At 48.3% G+C, this 16,105-nt stretch carries 14 protein-coding genes; 7 read left to right on the top strand and 7 right to left on the bottom strand.

Going from position 1 to position 16,105, the window contains the following annotated elements:
* Nucleotides 1-35: 35 nt before the first annotated feature.
* From clpB to HWI92_RS23030, 3 genes are all read right to left on the bottom strand, one after another.
* A complete protein-coding gene (gene clpB, locus HWI92_RS23040; RefSeq protein WP_204659700.1) occupies nucleotides 36-2,639 on the bottom strand; it encodes an ATP-dependent chaperone ClpB in 2,604 nt (867 codons plus the stop codon).
* A 195-nt stretch (nucleotides 2,640-2,834) separates the two neighbouring features.
* Entirely contained in the window at nucleotides 2,835-3,935 is a 1,101-nt protein-coding gene (gene ychF / locus HWI92_RS23035; protein ID WP_204659698.1) for a redox-regulated ATPase YchF, read from the bottom strand.
* Nucleotides 3,936-4,084: 149 nt separating this feature from the next.
* A complete protein-coding gene (locus HWI92_RS23030) occupies nucleotides 4,085-4,408 on the bottom strand; it encodes a DUF3276 family protein (protein ID WP_374757909.1) in 324 nt (107 codons plus the stop codon).
* 263 nt (nucleotides 4,409-4,671) lie between these two features.
* Here HWI92_RS23030 and HWI92_RS23025 point away from each other — a divergent pair, with 263 nt between their 5' ends.
* From HWI92_RS23025 to HWI92_RS23015, 3 genes are read left to right on the top strand one after another with little or no spacing between them, the layout of a single operon-like run.
* Entirely contained in the window at nucleotides 4,672-5,121 is a 450-nt protein-coding gene (locus HWI92_RS23025; protein ID WP_204659694.1) for a septal ring lytic transglycosylase RlpA family protein, read from the top strand.
* A 15-nt stretch (nucleotides 5,122-5,136) separates the two neighbouring features.
* Nucleotides 5,137-6,051 (top strand): DUF58 domain-containing protein, encoded by a 915-nt coding sequence (locus HWI92_RS23020; protein ID WP_204659692.1) that lies wholly within the window; start codon nucleotides 5,137-5,139, stop codon nucleotides 6,049-6,051.
* 52 nt (nucleotides 6,052-6,103) lie between these two features.
* Nucleotides 6,104-7,252 carry a hypothetical protein gene (locus HWI92_RS23015; protein WP_204659690.1) on the top strand — a complete coding sequence of 383 codons (1,149 nt, stop codon included), beginning with the start codon at nucleotides 6,104-6,106 and terminating at the stop codon, nucleotides 7,250-7,252.
* A gap of 1 nt (nucleotide 7,253) precedes the next feature.
* On the opposite strand, the gene radA is transcribed toward HWI92_RS23015, so the two are convergent.
* Complete coding sequence (radA, locus tag HWI92_RS23010; protein WP_204659688.1) at nucleotides 7,254-8,627, bottom strand: DNA repair protein RadA; 1,374 nt, start codon at nucleotides 8,625-8,627, stop codon at nucleotides 7,254-7,256.
* Nucleotides 8,628-8,787: 160 nt separating this feature from the next.
* Between radA and HWI92_RS23005 the strand changes: the two genes are divergently transcribed.
* Entirely contained in the window at nucleotides 8,788-9,507 is a 720-nt protein-coding gene (locus HWI92_RS23005; protein WP_204659686.1) for a porin family protein, read from the top strand.
* Nucleotides 9,508-9,710: 203 nt separating this feature from the next.
* Here HWI92_RS23005 and HWI92_RS23000 read toward each other — a convergent pair whose 3' ends face one another.
* Nucleotides 9,711-10,109 carry a LytR/AlgR family response regulator transcription factor gene (locus HWI92_RS23000; RefSeq protein ID WP_229248510.1) on the bottom strand — a complete coding sequence of 133 codons (399 nt, stop codon included), beginning with the start codon at nucleotides 10,107-10,109 and terminating at the stop codon, nucleotides 9,711-9,713.
* A gap of 323 nt (nucleotides 10,110-10,432) precedes the next feature.
* Between HWI92_RS23000 and pheS the strand changes: the two genes are divergently transcribed.
* The gene (gene pheS / locus HWI92_RS22995) at nucleotides 10,433-11,473 is read left to right on the top strand and encodes a phenylalanine--tRNA ligase subunit alpha (RefSeq protein WP_204659684.1); all 1,041 of its coding nucleotides are present in this window, start codon (nucleotides 10,433-10,435) and stop codon (nucleotides 11,471-11,473) included.
* Between the two features lie 39 nt (nucleotides 11,474-11,512).
* Here the strand turns inward: pheS and HWI92_RS22990 are convergent, their stop codons facing one another.
* Together HWI92_RS22990 and HWI92_RS22985 are read right to left on the bottom strand one after the other, a co-directional pair.
* Complete coding sequence (locus HWI92_RS22990; RefSeq protein ID WP_204659682.1) at nucleotides 11,513-12,244, bottom strand: esterase family protein; 732 nt, start codon at nucleotides 12,242-12,244, stop codon at nucleotides 11,513-11,515.
* Between the two features lie 105 nt (nucleotides 12,245-12,349).
* A complete protein-coding gene (locus tag HWI92_RS22985) occupies nucleotides 12,350-13,780 on the bottom strand; it encodes a circularly permuted type 2 ATP-grasp protein (protein ID WP_204659680.1) in 1,431 nt (476 codons plus the stop codon).
* A 330-nt stretch (nucleotides 13,781-14,110) separates the two neighbouring features.
* Between HWI92_RS22985 and HWI92_RS22980 the strand changes: the two genes are divergently transcribed.
* The gene (locus tag HWI92_RS22980) at nucleotides 14,111-15,622 is read left to right on the top strand and encodes a DUF5723 family protein (protein ID WP_229248508.1); all 1,512 of its coding nucleotides are present in this window, start codon (nucleotides 14,111-14,113) and stop codon (nucleotides 15,620-15,622) included.
* Nucleotides 15,623-15,697: 75 nt separating this feature from the next.
* Complete coding sequence (gene msrB / locus HWI92_RS22975) at nucleotides 15,698-16,093, top strand: peptide-methionine (R)-S-oxide reductase MsrB (protein WP_204659676.1); 396 nt, start codon at nucleotides 15,698-15,700, stop codon at nucleotides 16,091-16,093.
* Nucleotides 16,094-16,105: the final 12 nt, after the last annotated feature.

Genomic DNA, 16,105 nt, shown 5'->3' with positions numbered 1-16,105 from the left:
CGGCCGCTCCTTAAATTTAGAACTATTCCGGGATGCTATATTTCCACATTCCCGACGTTTTCAAAAACTAGTGCTCCCTGCGAATCGAGCTCCATCATGATCACAGCATCCTTGGCAACCTTTCCGCTCAGGATACCTTTGGACAATTCATTGAGAATACGACGCTGTAATACCCTTTTCAGCGGACGTGCTCCGAATGCAGGATCAAAGCCCTCTTCACCCAGCTTGTTCAGGGCCTCATCCGTCGCATCGAGTGTGATGCCCTGCTCGGCGAGCATTGCCTGAATTCCTTTGAACTGGATATCGACAATCTTATGGATGTTTTTCTGGGTCAATGGTTCAAAAAGGACAATCTCGTCGATCCGGTTGAGGAACTCCGGCCTTACCGAAGCTTTCAGAAGATCGAGTACTGCCTGTTTGGCTTCCTCAATGATCAGCGTATGGTTCCAGCCCTCATCCTCGGCAAACTTCTCCTGAATGATATGGCTGCCGATATTGGAAGTCATGATGATGATCGTGTTCTTAAAGTTGGCAACCCGTCCTTTATTGTCGGTAAGGCGGCCTTCGTCAAGCACCTGCAAGAGAATGTTCCAAACATCGGGATGCGCTTTTTCGATTTCGTCCAGCAAAATCACGCTGTAAGGCTTCCGGCGTACAGCTTCGGTCAGCTGTCCTCCTTCATCGTACCCGACATATCCCGGAGGCGCTCCCACCAGCCGGCTTACGGCATGGCGTTCCTGGTACTCACTCATATCAATGCGCACCATAGAATTCTCATCGTTAAAGAGATACTCAGCCAGGGTTTTGGCCAGCTCGGTTTTACCTACACCGGTCGGTCCCAGGAAAAGAAAACTGCCCAGCGGCCGTTTGGCATCCTGCAAACCAGCCCGGCTGCGGCGCACAGCGTCGGAAACCACTTCAATGGCCTCGTCCTGTCCGGCTACGCGCTGGTGCAGGTGACCTTCGAGCTGCAATAATTTTTCACGATCGCTTTGCAGCATTTTGCTTACGGGGATACCTGTCCATTTGGCAACCACTTCGGCGATGTCTTCGGGTGTAATCTCCTCCTGCATGAGGCTTTGCCCGGTTTCAGCACTTTGCAGCTCTGCCAGTTTATTGTTTACCTCCGGAATGCGTCCGTAGCGGATCTCGGCTACTTTACCGAAGTCGCCTGCGCGCTCTGCCTGCTCGGCTTCCAGCCGCAGCTGCTCGCTTTGTTCTTTAAGCGCGCGCACCTCATTGACCTTGCCTTTTTCATTTTCCCACTGGGCTTTCAGCGTATTGCGGTCTTCGCTCAGGTCGGCAATTTCACGATTCAATGCGGCTTCCTTATCCTTGTTATTTTCACGGCGGATCGCCTCGCGCTCAATTTCAAGCTGCATGATGCGGCGGTTCAATTCGTCCAGCTCTTCGGGTACGCTGTCCATTTCAAGACGAAGTTTGGATGCCGCCTCGTCCATCAGGTCAATGGCTTTGTCAGGAAGAAAACGGTCGCTGATGTAGCGGTTCGAAAGCTCCACGGCTGCAATAACTGCGTCGTCCTGAATCCTCACACCATGGTGCAGCTCGTATTTTTCCTTAATCCCCCGCAGGATGCTGATGGCATCAGGAATGGTCGGCTCATCCACCATTACGGACTGGAAACGCCTTTCGAGTGCCTTGTCTTTTTCGACATACTTCTGGTATTCTTTCAGCGTAGTCGCTCCGATGGCATGCAGCTCGCCACGCGCCAGCGCGGGTTTGAGCAGGTTAGCGGCATCCATGGCACCTTCGCCACCGCCGCCCGCACCAATGAGCGTGTGTATTTCATCAATAAAAAGCACAATCTCCCCCTCGGAGTCGGTCACTTCCTTGATCACGGCTTTCAGACGTTCCTCAAACTCTCCCTTGTACTTGGCACCGGCAATGAGCAAGCCCATATCCAGGGATACAATGGTTTTGGATTTCAGGTTTTCAGGAACATCGCCCTGCACGATTCTTTGCGCCAGACCTTCTACAATCGCGGTTTTACCTACACCCGGCTCACCCAGGAGGATCGGGTTATTTTTTGTACGACGGCTCAGTATCTGCAATACACGCCTGATCTCATCATCACGACCGATTACGGGGTCGATTTTACCGGCTTTGGCCAGCTCGTTCAAGTTTTTGCTATATCGTTCCAGAGAGCGATATTTAGCCTCTGCATTCTGATCTTTCACGGGGTTGTTTTTTCCTCTAAGTTCCTTAATAGCATTTACCAATTCCTTTTCCTTGAACCCAACTTCTTTCATCAGGGTGGCTGTGGAGTCTTTTCCGCTGAGAATACCCAGTAAAAGCAGCTCAATGCTGACAAATTCATCGTCAAATTCTTTCAGGTAATTCTGTGCCTTGGCCGTAGCCGCAGCCATATCATTGCCCAGGTAGGGCTGCCCGCCGCTCACCCGCGGATAGCCGTCGAGGATTTTCTGCAGGCGGCTGTTCAGTACATCGGGGCTGATATTCAGCTTGGATAACAAAAACAGGGAGGTGTTCGGGTCCTCCTCCAATATCGATTTCAGTACATGGCCTGTCTCAATGGCTTGCTGCTGATTGCCCTGGGCCATTTGCGCAGCATGTTGTATAACTTCCTGCGCCTTAATGGTATATTGGTTGAAATTCATGGCGGTAATTACTTTATGTTGTTGCCTGATGATATTTCAAAAACTGCGTACCTGATCTGCAATCCTGCTATTTTGTCCTGATTTTTCACAGAAATCCATATTTATGCGCCATTTAGTCAGGCTTCATACACGACATAAAACCAAAAAAAGCGGCCCACTTGGGCCGCTTTTTACTATGCTGACTTTAACTAGGAATTACACATTGAAGCGGAAGTGCATGATATCCCCATCGGCGACCACGTATTCCTTACCTTCAACGGCCATTTTACCGACTTCCTTCACGCCGGCTTCGGTTTTATACTGCTCATAATCCGCCAGCTTGATCACCTCGGCACGGATAAAGCCTTTTTCAAAATCACTGTGAATTACACCAGCTGCCTGCGGCGCTTTCCAACCTTTCTCGATGGTCCAGGCACGCACTTCCTTCACACCGGCAGTAAAGTAGGTAATCAGGTTAAGCAGCTTGTAAGATGCTTTGATCAGCTTGCTCAATCCCGACTCTTCCAGGCCGTATTCGGACAAGAACAGCTCATGCTCCTCGGGATCTTCAATTTCAGAAATCTGCGATTCAATAGCAGCACAAAGAACAATCACGTCGGCACCTTCATGTTTTACAGCTTCCCGCAATTTTTCGGAGTATTCATTTCCGTTAATCATGGAGCTTTCGTCCACATTGGCCACATACAGTACCGGCTTGGCCGTCAGCAGCTGCAAGTCGCCGATCACGGCTTGTTTTGTTTCCTCATCAATCTGAACGCTCCGGGCATTTTTGCCGGCTTCCAGCGTTTCCTTGTATTTTTTCAGCCATTCCAGCTCGGACTTGGCTTTCGCATCACCGGCCCTGGCACCTTTTTCAACCCGCTGAATTTTCTTGTCAACAGATTCGAGATCTTTCAGCTGTAACTCGGCATCGATGATTTCTTTGTCAAAAACCGGGTCTACACGACCTTCCACGTGTACTACATTCTCATCCTGGAAGCAGCGTACCACGTGCACGATCGCATCGACCTCGCGAATGTTGGCCAGGAATTTATTACCTAAACCAGCTCCCTGGCTCGCACCTTTTACGAGGCCTGCGATGTCCACAAACTCGATGATGGTAGGGATCACCTTCTGCGGCTTCACAAGGGTGGTCAGGACATCCAGCCGCTCGTCGGGCACGGTTACCACGCCAACATTGGGCTCGATGGTGCAGAAAGGATAGTTGGCGGCTTCGGCTTTACCGGTTGAAATTGCATTGAAGAGGGTGGATTTACCAACGTTTGGCAGTCCTACGATCCCGCATTGAAGACTCATATATAAATGGTATGCAGTTGACAGCGCGCAACGGATGGCGTTGACCGCTATAGATTATTTTTTTGCAAAATTACCATTTTACCGGGTACAAAAAACAAAAGCCTTCGTAACTGATTGCGAAGGCTTTTTCCCGAAAAAACTCGAATTTCTTAATCCCACTTAAGATCTGACTCCCCAACGACATCTACTTCGTCGTTTTTGGACTCAAACTGAGAGAAATCCACCTCTGGCATCAGCTCAGTTTTAACGTGGTCCACAGCGTCCTTCAATGCTTCCACAAACTTGTCAAAGTCCTCCTTGTATAAAAACATCTTGTGTTTTTCATACGTGAATCCTTCTCCTTGAGGGTGGCGCCGGCTCTCAGTGATGGTCAGATAGTAATCGTTGGATCGCGTGGAGCGAACATCGAAGAAGTAAGTCCGTTTTCCCGCCCTGACCCTTTTAGAGTAGATTTGCTCTCTGTCTTCCACTATGTTAGATTTTTAAATAGGTTTTCAAACGCTAAAGTATAAAGTTTATTGCTGCTAACAAAAAAAGAGAAACTTATTACAGGCCTGCTTGCTGCAAATTCAGAATTTTTTAAAAGGTTTTGACTTTTAACCGCAATAATGATTTGTTTCTTGGGATTTTGCATTACTTTTGAAATTCATGGCTTTCCAAAACTGTGGAAAGTTGTGGGCTGATGATATAAAATAAGGCACTAAAGTCTTATGATGTTTCACCTAAATCCACAGATATGACCCATCGTATTCTGATTTTCAGCATACTGGCGCTTGCAACAATTTCGACTGCATTCGCACAGGTAAAGCTGGGCAAGACGGAAACCGGCAGCGCATCTTACTACGCAAGCAGGTTCCACGGCAAGAAAACCTCTTTCGGGGAAGTACATAAAAGTACGGAGCTCCTGGCCGCACACAAAAGCTATCCGCTGAATACCATGCTGGAAGTAACGAATCTCGATAATGATGAAAAGGTAATCGTCCGGGTGAATGACCGGGGACCTTTCTCCCGCCACCGGGTCATAGATGTAAGCAAAGAAGCAGCCAGGCTGCTGGGCATCATTGCCAAAGGTGTGGCCCATGTTTCGGTGAGGGTTGTAGGAATGGAAGGAATGGTACTCCTGGCTACCGACGAAGAAATTGATCAAAAATCCGGCAAAGTAATTTCCATGCGCAGCCGCCGCTAACTTTCAAGATGGCCTATGAGCAACCGGCAACTGGATCTGGCAAAAGTAAGGGAGTTCGGCAACCTCGAATTTCTGGCCAAACAACTGGTTGAAGGTTTTATAACAGGCTTACATAAATCCCCTTTTCACGGATTTTCCGTGGAGTTTGCCGAGCACCAGCTCTACAATACAGGCGAATCTACCCGCAACATCGACTGGAAGGTTTTCGCCAAGACCGACCGCCTTTTTGTTAAAAGATACGAGGAGGAAACCAACCTCCGCTGTCACATTCTCCTGGATACCTCCTCCTCCATGTATTACCCGGAGGAAAGCAATGGAAAAATTGTTTTCAGTGTTATGGCGGCTGCAGCGCTGACCTACCTGCTGCAAAGGCAAAAAGATGCAGTGAGTCTGTGCACTTTTTCCAGTGATATAGAGGTACAAACCGCTGTAAAATCCACTCCATCGCATGTGCACAAGATCATGCTGGAACTGGAAAATATTTCGCAGTCCAAACGCCCGCTGCTCAAAACCTCCGTTGCGCACGTACTGCATCAGATTGCCGAAAAGATTCATAAAAGATCGCTCGTCGTAATCTTCAGCGACATGTTCGACAACCTGGAAGATGCCGACCGCATATTTTCAGCTTTGCAGCATTTACGGCACAACCTGCATGAAGTGCTCCTTTTTCATGTGACCGACCGGCGTACCGAGGAAGAATTTGCATTTGAAAACCGGCCCTACGAATTTGTGGACCTTGAAACCGGCGAGAAGGTTAAGGTACAGCCTGACCAGGTACGCGATGCTTACCGCACTTTTGTGGGAGAGTTTTACCAAAAGCTTAAACTAAAATGCGGCCAGTACAAGATCGACTTCATTGAAGCGGACATTGCCAAAGGTTTTGATCCTATCCTGATGGCGTATTTAGTAAAACACTCAAAAATGAGGTAATTTTTTTGGAAATTTGTTGACATACCTCTCTGTCAATCTTGCGTTCCAAATCATGAAAAAGTACTTCCTGATAATTCTATCAGCTAGTTATCTCCTCCTGCTCTTTGTAGGCTGCCAGTCTGCCAAGAAATCCTTTAAAAAGGGGGATTTCGATGAGTCGGTGCTTTTTTCCGTGGAAAAATTAAAGTCAAATCCCGGGCATACCACTTCCATAGAAATCCTTAAACAAGCCTATCCCATCGCCCTGAGCCAGCACACGGTGGCAATCCGCAAAGCAAAAGAATCCCTGGATGCATTCAAATGGGAGCCCGTCTGGGATTCGTACAAAAAGCTGAACGAGCTGTACGACGCCATCGACAGCTGTCCCGAGTGCCGCGACCTGGTACATCCGCGCCAGTTTACGACCGAAGAAAAAGCCGCCCGCCAGAATGCCGTTGCTGCCCGCTACAAAGAAGCTGAAAAATTAATTGCCGACGGCTCCCGTATCAGTGCGCGGAAAGCTTATGATCATTATGAAAGAGCACAGTACATTCTGCCGGGCTACAATGATGTTGTCAAAAAACTTGACCTGGCTTATGAACTTGCTGCTTTTAACGTGGTGGTGGAGCAGGTCATGGTTACTTCGAAGACGTACCAGCTCAGCAATGAGTATTTCCAGGAACGTGTGAATGAGTACCTGCAGATGAACCGCAAGCTGAACAAGTTCGTACGCTTTTACACGCCCGAAGAAGCTACCGAGATCAGGCTGCGCCCGGACCATGTGATTACCCTTCAATTTGATGATTTTGTGGTCGGGCAAATGGTACTTGAAAAAAATACAGAGACTTTCACCAGCAAAGACAGCGTGGTAGTGGAAGAAAAAGTGGTAGGCAGAACCAAAGTCCCGGTTTATGCCCGAGTAAAAGCCATTTTTACCCAAAATCGAAAAGTAGTACATTCCGCAGGGCTGCTGGATATGCAGATCAAAGAGTTTTCCACACAAAAGATTGTAAATCAGGAGAAGTTTAATGGAGAGTATAACTGGATTTGCGAGTGGGCGCACTTCAATGGAGATGAGCGCGCCCTTACGCCTGCCCAGCTCCGCAAATGCAAGAGCCAGGAACTTCACCCGCCTGTGGCGCAGGATCTGTTTATAGAATTCAGTAAACCCATTTACGAGCGCCTCACGAGCACCCTGAAAAACTTTTACGCCAAATACTAGCCTACTGATTGAGGAACAGCAACATAAAAAGCTGATCCAGGTGAGCGACGGGCACCACCTCGATCTTGTAACTTTTAAGATCCAGGCCCTTACTGTTGTATTTGGATATATATATCCGCTTGAAACCAAGCTTTTCTGCTTCCGAAATGCGGCTGTCGATCCTGTTAACCGCCCGCACCTCTCCACCCAGTCCTACCTCAGCAGCAAAACAGACCGTAGCAGGAATAAACTTGTCTTCGTAGGAAGATACAATCGACGAAACCACGGCCAGGTCTATGGCGGGATCCTCTACTTTGAGCCCGCCCGCTACATTAAGAAATACATCCTGCACACCCAGACGGAACCCGCCCCGCTTTTCGAGTACGGCAAGGAGCATTTGCAGACGTTTTCCGTCAAACCCTGTACTGCTGCGCTGCGGAGTACCATAGTTGGCTACACTTACCAGGGACTGTATTTCAATCAATAAAGGACGGTTTCCTTCCATCATAGATCCGATAGAAATTCCGCTTACCGGCTCGTCGCGCTGCGAAATCAGGATTTCGGAAGGATTGCTTACCTGGCGGAGCCCGGTGCCGTGCATTTCATAAATACCCAGCTCGGAAGTACTTCCGAAACGGTTTTTGGTCGTTCGCAAGATCCGGTAGGTATTGTGGCGGTCGCCCTCGAATTGCAGGACTGTGTCCACCATGTGCTCCAGTACCTTCGGACCAGCCAGGGAACCATCCTTGGTAATATGGCCGATCAAGAACACCGGCACGCCCGTTTCTTTCGCATACTTCATAAACTCGGCCGTACATTCCCGAACCTGCGACACGCTTCCCGCACCGGACTCAATGTAGGTCGACTGCATGGTTTGAATGGAATCCACGACCAGGATCTCGGGCTGAAAGTCTTCGATCTGCCGGAAAATATTCTGGGTATGGGTTTCGGTGAGAATGTAGCAGCGCTCACTCTTGGTGGTCATGCGCTCTGCCCGCATCTTAATCTGACTTTCAGACTCCTCACCCGAAACGTAAAGTACCTTTTTGTTGGAGAGCGTCAATGCGATCTGCAGCATCAGGGTTGACTTTCCGATACCAGGCTCCCCGCCTATCAGCACGAGCGATCCTTTGACGATCCCCCCGCCAAGTACGCGGTTAAGTTCGTGATCGGCAGTTGCAATCCTGGGTTCGTTCTCAAAATTGATTTCGTCCAGCGCGCGCGGCCGGCTGGCCAGGTTCACCGACTTCCATGATACATTAACCTTCTTATCTTCCTTTTCAATCACTTCCTGAACCATGGTGTTCCATTCACCGCAGGACGGACATTTGCCCACCCATTTTGGTGAATTATACCCGCATTCCTGACAAAAATAGGCTGTCTTGGCTTTTGCCATTTTAATGTGTATTTGAGCTTAATTAATAATGTACAATGAAAAACCGCTACCAACCCGAAACTTGAACATTTCCCTGACGAAATCAAATAAAAGAAAGTCCGGGTATACTTTTTTGCATTCCGGCGTTATCAAACGGTTTTACTATAACGAATATTTATCCATGAATGTCCCGGTAAAAGTAGCGTGTATTTGTCTGCTGTGCGTCATGTCACTATCATCCGTACAGGCACAGAAGAAGGGTTTTGCAATTGGAATCAAAGGGGGGCTTAACCTGTCGCGGCTGACGATGGGCGATGTTTTTACGACTAGGTATGATGCGGCCGGCAACCCTTACCTGGGCTATGACGGCAAAGAGGTGAAAGACAACCTGAAAGAAAGCCTGGATACACGTACAGGCGCGGTAGGCGGGATTTATATGCGTTTTGGAAGAACGCTTTTTGTTCAGCCTGAGGTACTTGTCTCTACCAAGGGAGGCTCATTTGAAGTCGTTAAAATGGACCAGCAGCAACCGGTAAGCCAGACGATTAAAATTAAATACAGCAATATCGACGTTCCGCTGCTAATCGGATTGAAAGGCGGGCCGATCCGTATCCTGGCAGGACCTGTTGCATCCTTTCGCATAGGCGATAACCAGAATCTTAAGGAAGCATTCAAGGAATATACGTCGGATCTGGGAAATGCATTTTCCGAAGCCACCTTCGGGTACCAGCTCGGAGCAGGTCTGGATTTGGGAAGTTTCAGTCTTGATGTCCGCAAGGAAGGCTCATTCACAAACATTGCCTCATTCCAGGTCAACGGACAACCCGTAGCCAACAGTGGGTCAAGCCTCAAACAAAAAGTCAGCAGCTGGCAGGTGACGCTGGGGTTGAGGTTGTTCTAGGTTTTAGTTTTGAATGCCCTTCGACTGCGCTCAGGATGACAAGATAAGAGTTTACATGATCCCCAACTTTGTCACCCTAAGCGGAGTCGAAGGGCAATCACAGTTCTTCCAAAAACAAAACAAGCAGCCTTCGATCAAGCGATGGCTGCTGTTCTTATGAATAACCCACTAATTTAATTCACCAAATTCTTCTTGCGCTGATATTATGCGCTGATTCTCAGATTCGAATGATCGAGAAGAAAAGTTACTTCCTTAATTTTTCTGCGAGAAACCATTACTTCCTTACCGCATGAAAGTTTCAAAAGCCTGTCTTCGTCAAGGCGTTCCACTACGTAGTCTGAATTGACCAGGTAGGATTTGTGAACCCGCACAAAGTTGGAGCTCAGTTGCTCCGACAATGATTTCAGGGTTTTGGATACCAGGTATTTCTTGCCGGTATTCGTGTATATAAACGTGTAGTTTCCTTCACCTTCCAGGAAAGTGATTACGTCGGGAGTCAAAAAAATCGTCCTGCCCATTGACTGAACAGAGATCAGAGAAGTGTTGCCAGGAAATGATTTTCCGGTGAGGTTGTTGTTCTTAAAGCTTGCAAAGTTTTTCATGGTAATAGCGACTAATATGTTCTGATTGCTTGTTTCAAAATTAGCATATTAGGTAGTATCCTGAAAGTACGTAATTCTACGCTTTACGTTTTAATAGATTGATAATCAAATATTTACACTATGACATATTTACAAAATGACGTAACCAAACTTAGTGAAACACGTAGTTTTACGTACCATCCGGAGACACTGTTTTCGAGCCGAATCTGGGCCGTGTACGCAAACGTAAGCAAGCACATTCAGGTTGGTGGGCAAGTTTGATTATCTTTACTCTACGGACGGCTACAAGTCATTGCCGATATACATTATAAATCCCAAGCATTATGATTTTTGACCGGGTCAAAGAGCTGGTTGCAGAAATTGAGAACAGCACCGTTGAGAACAAGGATCAACTCGAAGCGTTCCGACTTAAATACATCAGTAAAAAGGGCGTCGTCACGGAGTTATTTGACAACCTGAAAAACATTGCCCAGGAAGATCGCCGGGCAGTAGGACAGGAACTGAACACTCTTAAAAATCTGGCGCAGAACCGTTTTCAGGAGTTTTCAGCAGGTATTGAAGCTGCCGGAGGTCAGAACCAGGCTTTACAGATAGACCTTACGCTGCCCGTACCTCCTAACCTGCAGGGCAGTCTGCACCCGCTTACCATTGTCCGCCGCAGGATCATTGAAATATTTGAGCGTATGGGCTTTAATATTTCATACGGTCCCGAGATCGAGAAGGACTGGTACAATTTCAGCGCGCTCAACTTTGCAGATAATCACCCTGCCCGCGAGATGCAGGACACGTTTTTTATATCCAAAAGTGAAGGTGATGTAAAAGACGATGTACTGCTGCGCACGCATACTTCCAATGTGCAGGTAAGATTGATGGAGCGTCAGAAACCGCCTATCCGCTCGATCATGCCTGGGCGCGTGTTCAGAAACGAGGCGATCTCGGCCCGGGCGCACTGCGTGTTCCACCAGGTAGAAGGGTTGTACGTAGATAAAAACGTTAGCTTCAAAGACCTGAAAGACACATTATACCATTTTGCAAAGGAAATGTTCGGCAAGGATTCAAAAATCAGGCTGCGTCCTTCCTATTTTCCTTTTACGGAACCCAGCGCAGAAATCGACGTGTCGTGCTTCATATGCAAGGGCAAAGGTTGCAATGTATGTAAATATACAGGCTGGGTGGAAATTGCAGGCTCAGGCATGGTAGACCCGAATGTACTGCAGAATTGCGGCATTGATCACGAAGCGTATACAGGATTTGCGTTCGGGATGGGTATTGAACGTATTACAATGCTACGATACGGAATCAACGACCTGCGGCTCTTTACCGAAAACGACGTCAGGTTCCTGCGGCAGTTTGAAGGAGCTTAAATAGAAATGGCAGCGATCACCCGCTGCCATTTTTTTGTTTTAAAATCTCGTTTCCAGATAATAAGGAAGCATCCTTTTCCAGGTCCACCACTCGTGTGGAATGTCATGACCCCAGATATCCAGCTCGTGAACAACATTCTTGGAGTTCAGAATGGCCGAAATATGTCTTGAATAATCCGGCACCTCATACGCGCCCGAGCCCGTCACAAAATGAATATGCCTGCTGTCGCGGAGCATGGAAAGGTGCCACTCGGCTTTCAGCTGCGGCAGGTAATGCACCGGAGAGTTGAAGTACACATTATCGTCGTAATATCCGTTGGTATAAACGCTCAGATCATAACACCCGCTCATGGCGATTACGCCGTTAATAAAGTCGGGATGCCTGAAAAAGAGGTTGGCCGCATGCAGCGCCCCGAACGATGCCCCGCCCGTAATAATTTCATTGGAAGGGCTGCTGTCATTACGGATAAATGGGATTACTTCCTTGATCACATAATCATTGAAAAGCTGGTGCCGCACGCCCTTCTCATAGCCGTGCATGTAGGGATTAAGCCAACTTTCGGAATTAATGCTGTTAATGGTATAAACCTTTACTTTGCCGGCATTGATAAAGGATGCAATGCTGTCTATCAGGCCACTCTGCTCATATTCCAGGTAATTGGAGGCGGCAGTGGGGATGAGCAGAAGCGCAAATCCGTAGTGACCGTATACTGCTATGTCCATGTGTTCATTCAGAGCCGGGCTGTACCAGCCGGTTACTTCACGTCGCATTTCGTCATCGTCATTTTAGTTGCTATTAAACAAAACTATCAGGCAGCCAACATTGATCATGATATCCATGTGGTCATCGACAGCCTGCCAGCAACCGCCAATGACTTAATACAACACCCAGGTATCTTTGCCGCCGCCTCCCTGAGAGGAATTCACGACCAGTGAACCTTTGCGCAATGCTACTCTGGTCAGTCCGCCTGGAATTACATTGATATCATCACCATACAATATATATGGCCTGAGATCAACGTGCCGGCCTTCGGCATGTCCCTGGACCATACAGGGGACCCTTGATAAGGAAATGGTAGGCTGGGCGATATAGTTCCTGGGATTTTTCCTGATTTTCTCCCTGAACAGCTCATGCTCCTCCTCCGTAGCCTTCGGACCGATGAGCATCCCATAGCCGCCCGCTTCATTGGCTTCCTTCACCACCAGCTGCGCAATGTTCTCGATCACGTAGTTAAAGTCCTCTTCTTCACCGCATATATATGTTTTCACATTCGGGATGATCGCCTCTTCTCCGAGATAGTATTTGATGATGCGGGGTACATAGGCATATACGACCTTGTCATCGGCCACGCCCGTCCCCGGTGCATTGGCCAGGGCTACCCTTCCTTTTTTATAGACTTCAAAAATACCCGGCACACCTATCAGTGAATCAGGATTAAATGATTCGGGGTCCATAAAAGTATCATCGATGCGGCGGTAAATGACATCTACGATCTTTAAACCATTGGTCGTACGCATTTTCACATAACCATCCGAAACAACCAGGTCGCGGGTATCAACGAGCTCTACGCCCATTTGCTGCGCCAGGTAGGAATGCTCAAAATATGCCGAGTTGTAAATACCGGGCGTAAGTACAGCCACCGTAGGATTGGGCCGGTCGGCCAGGTGCTGCAGCATTTGGAGCAGGCGTGTCGGATAATCGGATACGGGCCTTACGCCGGTCCGGGCCAGCACGTCAGGGAAAATCTGCTTGGAGAGCTCCCGGTTTTCGAGCATATACGATACTCCCGAAGGACAGCGCAGGTTATCTTCCAGAACCATGAAACTGCCATCTTCGCCTTTGATAAGATCAGTACCCGTAATGTGACACCAGATGCCTTTGGGCGGTTTCAGGCCCAGGCACGGTTTAAGAAAACACTTGCTCGATTCGATCAGCTCGCGCGGCACAATGCCATCATTGAGTATATTCTGATCGTTGTACACATCGTCAATAAACATATTAAGTGCCTTGATGCGTTGCTTGAGACCTTTTTCAAGCCACTCCCATTCGGCATTGGTGAGCACCCGCGGGATAATGTCAATCGGCATGATACGCTCGGTACCCTCACCTTCGGAATACACATTGAATGTGATACCCATGGAAAGCAGTGCGCGCTCAGTGGCAAGCTGGCGGTTGGTAAGGTCTTCATGTGTGAGTTTTTCAAATTTCTCTTTCAGGTGCTCATAACCTGCCCGGATCTGCCCGTCATGCGTGAACATTTCATCAAAAAAGTTCTCGCTCTGGTAATTAGAAAATGAGAAATTCATATAAAACAGAATTTGAATAAGTACATACCTACAACTTACAAAACAAAATATGGCATACCGGCTAATATACAAAACGAACCCATATAAGTGGCAAGTTACTGCCTGTATCGCTATTTATGTGAGATATGACCTATAATTTCCCGTGAACTTTCAACCTGAACTCCGATAAAATCCATGCCGCCTGACGCCGGGCATGTTTATTATTTTCAAAGCATCCGGCTATGCATTGCATGTACATCCGCTTACCCTTTTCTTTGTACCAACATATATACTTGACGTTGACTTCGTTCTTTTTTCGTTATGCGTAAATTCGGGTTTCTATTGTGGGGCATGATCGTTGTGCCAGGCTGGCAGGTATGGGCCCAGCATCTGCCCGGGATTGCGATGAGTAATTACGCAGGTATCAATGCATTGTATCACAATCCCGCGTTTGTAGCCGACAGCCGGTACAATGTTCACGTCAACGTAGCGGGTGCGCAGATGTACGTTGGCAACAACTACGTCAAGTATGGAGCTCCTTTTTCCATGTTCGCCTACATTACCGACTCGGCCAACGACAAGTACAAAAATTCGCGCGGCCAGGTTGAATTTCCCCGGACTTACCTGATCGAAAAACTGAACGGAAAACCCAAATACCTGAACACCGGAGGTGACCTGCGGCTGCCTTCCATTATGTTCAACCTCTTTCATTCCCGCGTGGGGATAGCATTTTCGTCAAGAGGAAGGTTCTTTGTTAATGCATCCGAAGTCACCGAGCCTATCGCCCGCGTTATTGCCAAAACCACCCGCCCGCGCGACCTGCGCAATACGCTTTATGAAAATCAATCCGGCAGGCTTCATATGAATGGGTTCGGAGAAGTGGCATTTACGTTGGGCGGAGTACTCATGAACAATGAAACCCAGTTTCTGAAAGTCGGGGCAACTGTAAAAAGGCTCATCGGTCTGTATACAGCCCACGTCATCATCGACCAGTCTTCTTTCAGGGTACTGCCCGACCAAACCTGGGACAACCGGAAGCAATACATCAGCGTGGACGAAATCCATGTCAAGTATGCCATTACAAGGGATGCAGGTTATGAAAATGTACAGCCGGCCTGGCTCCTCAGCAATGGTCCTCCGGGCAGCGGCTGGGGATTTGACATCGGGGCTGTTTACGAGATCAGGCCCGACATCCAGAAATTTACCTACCGGGAAAAAGGAGAGCGGAAGCAGGACCCCTCCAAAAATAAATACAAGTACCGCATTGCAGCTTCACTGACCGACATTGGGAAGATCCATTTCCGCAATCCGGCCTATGTGATCCAGCAGGAAACACACGCTGTCAACAAGGAATTCCGCTTTGATAATTTCCAGGATCTGGACGGGTCTGAGGGCTTGTACAATGCCATCAACACGGCATTGGAAGGCGGCCCTTCCCTGGCTCCCAATTTCCGGTCAGTACTACCGGCGGCTTTCCAGGCGAGCGTGGATTATCATCACAGGGACAACATTTACGTGAATGCATTGTGGGTACAAAACATGATTCCAAAGGATGCATTCGGCATGAAAGCAGAGTCTGTACTAAGTGTTACGCCGCGCTATGAGCATAAATGGTACGAGTTTTCTGTACCGCTGAGCCTGCTCAACCATTACCGGTCGCCTGCCATCGGACTGGCGGGCCGTGCAGGGCCGGTATGGATCGGGACAGATAACCTGACGGCCATGCTCAACATCGGCAACCCCAGGGCGTTCAGCTTTTACTTCGGGCTTTCGGCAGGATTGTACAGGCAGGGTCCCGAATCCCAAATCAAATGCTGGCCGCCGCAAGACTCCTGGCTGCGCCGTATTTTCACCAAACGATAATGCACCCGAAGTTGTTAACAGACTGAGTGGTATGCCTTTTTAATTGATATCATTTGTAAAACAGGAACATCTGAAATGAGAGCAGTAGAAAAAACCAAAGAGGAATGGGCACAGGAACTTACTGGCCAGCAATGTTTTGTCTTGTTTGAAAAAGGTACCGAGAGGCCGTTTTCGCATCCGTATAACGACAATAAAGAAAAAGGCACCTACGTTTGTGCAGCATGCAATACGCCGCTGTTTGACTCTGATGCCAAATTCGATTCAGGCACAGGCTGGCCCAGCTTCTTCAAACCGGTGGATGCCGACAATGTGGAGGAAATTACGGACAGGAGCCATGGCATGAGCCGTACCGAAGTGCTTTGTACCAACTGCGGCGGCCACCTGGGTCACGTTTTCAATGACGGACCGAGGCCCACAGGACTGAGGTACTGCATGAATGGAGCCGCATTGAAGTTCATCAAAGCCGTTTAGCATTAACAACAA

This window comes from Dyadobacter sandarakinus (assembly GCF_016894445.1).
GTDB lineage: Bacteria > Bacteroidota > Bacteroidia > Cytophagales > Spirosomataceae > Dyadobacter > Dyadobacter sandarakinus.
This window is presented reverse-complemented; position numbering and strand designations above follow the sequence as displayed.

Bases quoted from the DNA above. Each gene is read 5' to 3' on its own strand.
- HWI92_RS23025 (WP_204659694.1), top strand. From the start codon at position 4,672: ATGACCCATCGTATTCTGATTTTCAGCATACTGGCGCTTGCAACAATT.
- clpB (WP_204659700.1), bottom strand. From the start codon at position 2,639: ATGAATTTCAACCAATATACCATTAAGGCGCAGGAAGTTATACAACAT.
- HWI92_RS23005 (WP_204659686.1), top strand. From the start codon at position 8,788: ATGAATGTCCCGGTAAAAGTAGCGTGTATTTGTCTGCTGTGCGTCATG.
- HWI92_RS23000 (WP_229248510.1), bottom strand. From the start codon at position 10,109: ATGAAAAACTTTGCAAGCTTTAAGAACAACAACCTCACCGGAAAATCA.
- HWI92_RS22985 (WP_204659680.1), bottom strand. From the start codon at position 13,780: ATGAATTTCTCATTTTCTAATTACCAGAGCGAGAACTTTTTTGATGAA.
- HWI92_RS22980 (WP_229248508.1), top strand. From the start codon at position 14,111: ATGATCGTTGTGCCAGGCTGGCAGGTATGGGCCCAGCATCTGCCCGGG.
- msrB (WP_204659676.1), top strand. From the start codon at position 15,698: ATGAGAGCAGTAGAAAAAACCAAAGAGGAATGGGCACAGGAACTTACT.
- pheS (WP_204659684.1), top strand. From the start codon at position 10,433: ATGATTTTTGACCGGGTCAAAGAGCTGGTTGCAGAAATTGAGAACAGC.
- HWI92_RS23015 (WP_204659690.1), top strand. From the start codon at position 6,104: ATGAAAAAGTACTTCCTGATAATTCTATCAGCTAGTTATCTCCTCCTG.
- HWI92_RS22990 (WP_204659682.1), bottom strand. From the start codon at position 12,244: ATGCGACGTGAAGTAACCGGCTGGTACAGCCCGGCTCTGAATGAACAC.
- HWI92_RS23020 (WP_204659692.1), top strand. From the start codon at position 5,137: ATGAGCAACCGGCAACTGGATCTGGCAAAAGTAAGGGAGTTCGGCAAC.
- ychF (WP_204659698.1), bottom strand. From the start codon at position 3,935: ATGAGTCTTCAATGCGGGATCGTAGGACTGCCAAACGTTGGTAAATCC.
- radA (WP_204659688.1), bottom strand. From the start codon at position 8,627: ATGGCAAAAGCCAAGACAGCCTATTTTTGTCAGGAATGCGGGTATAAT.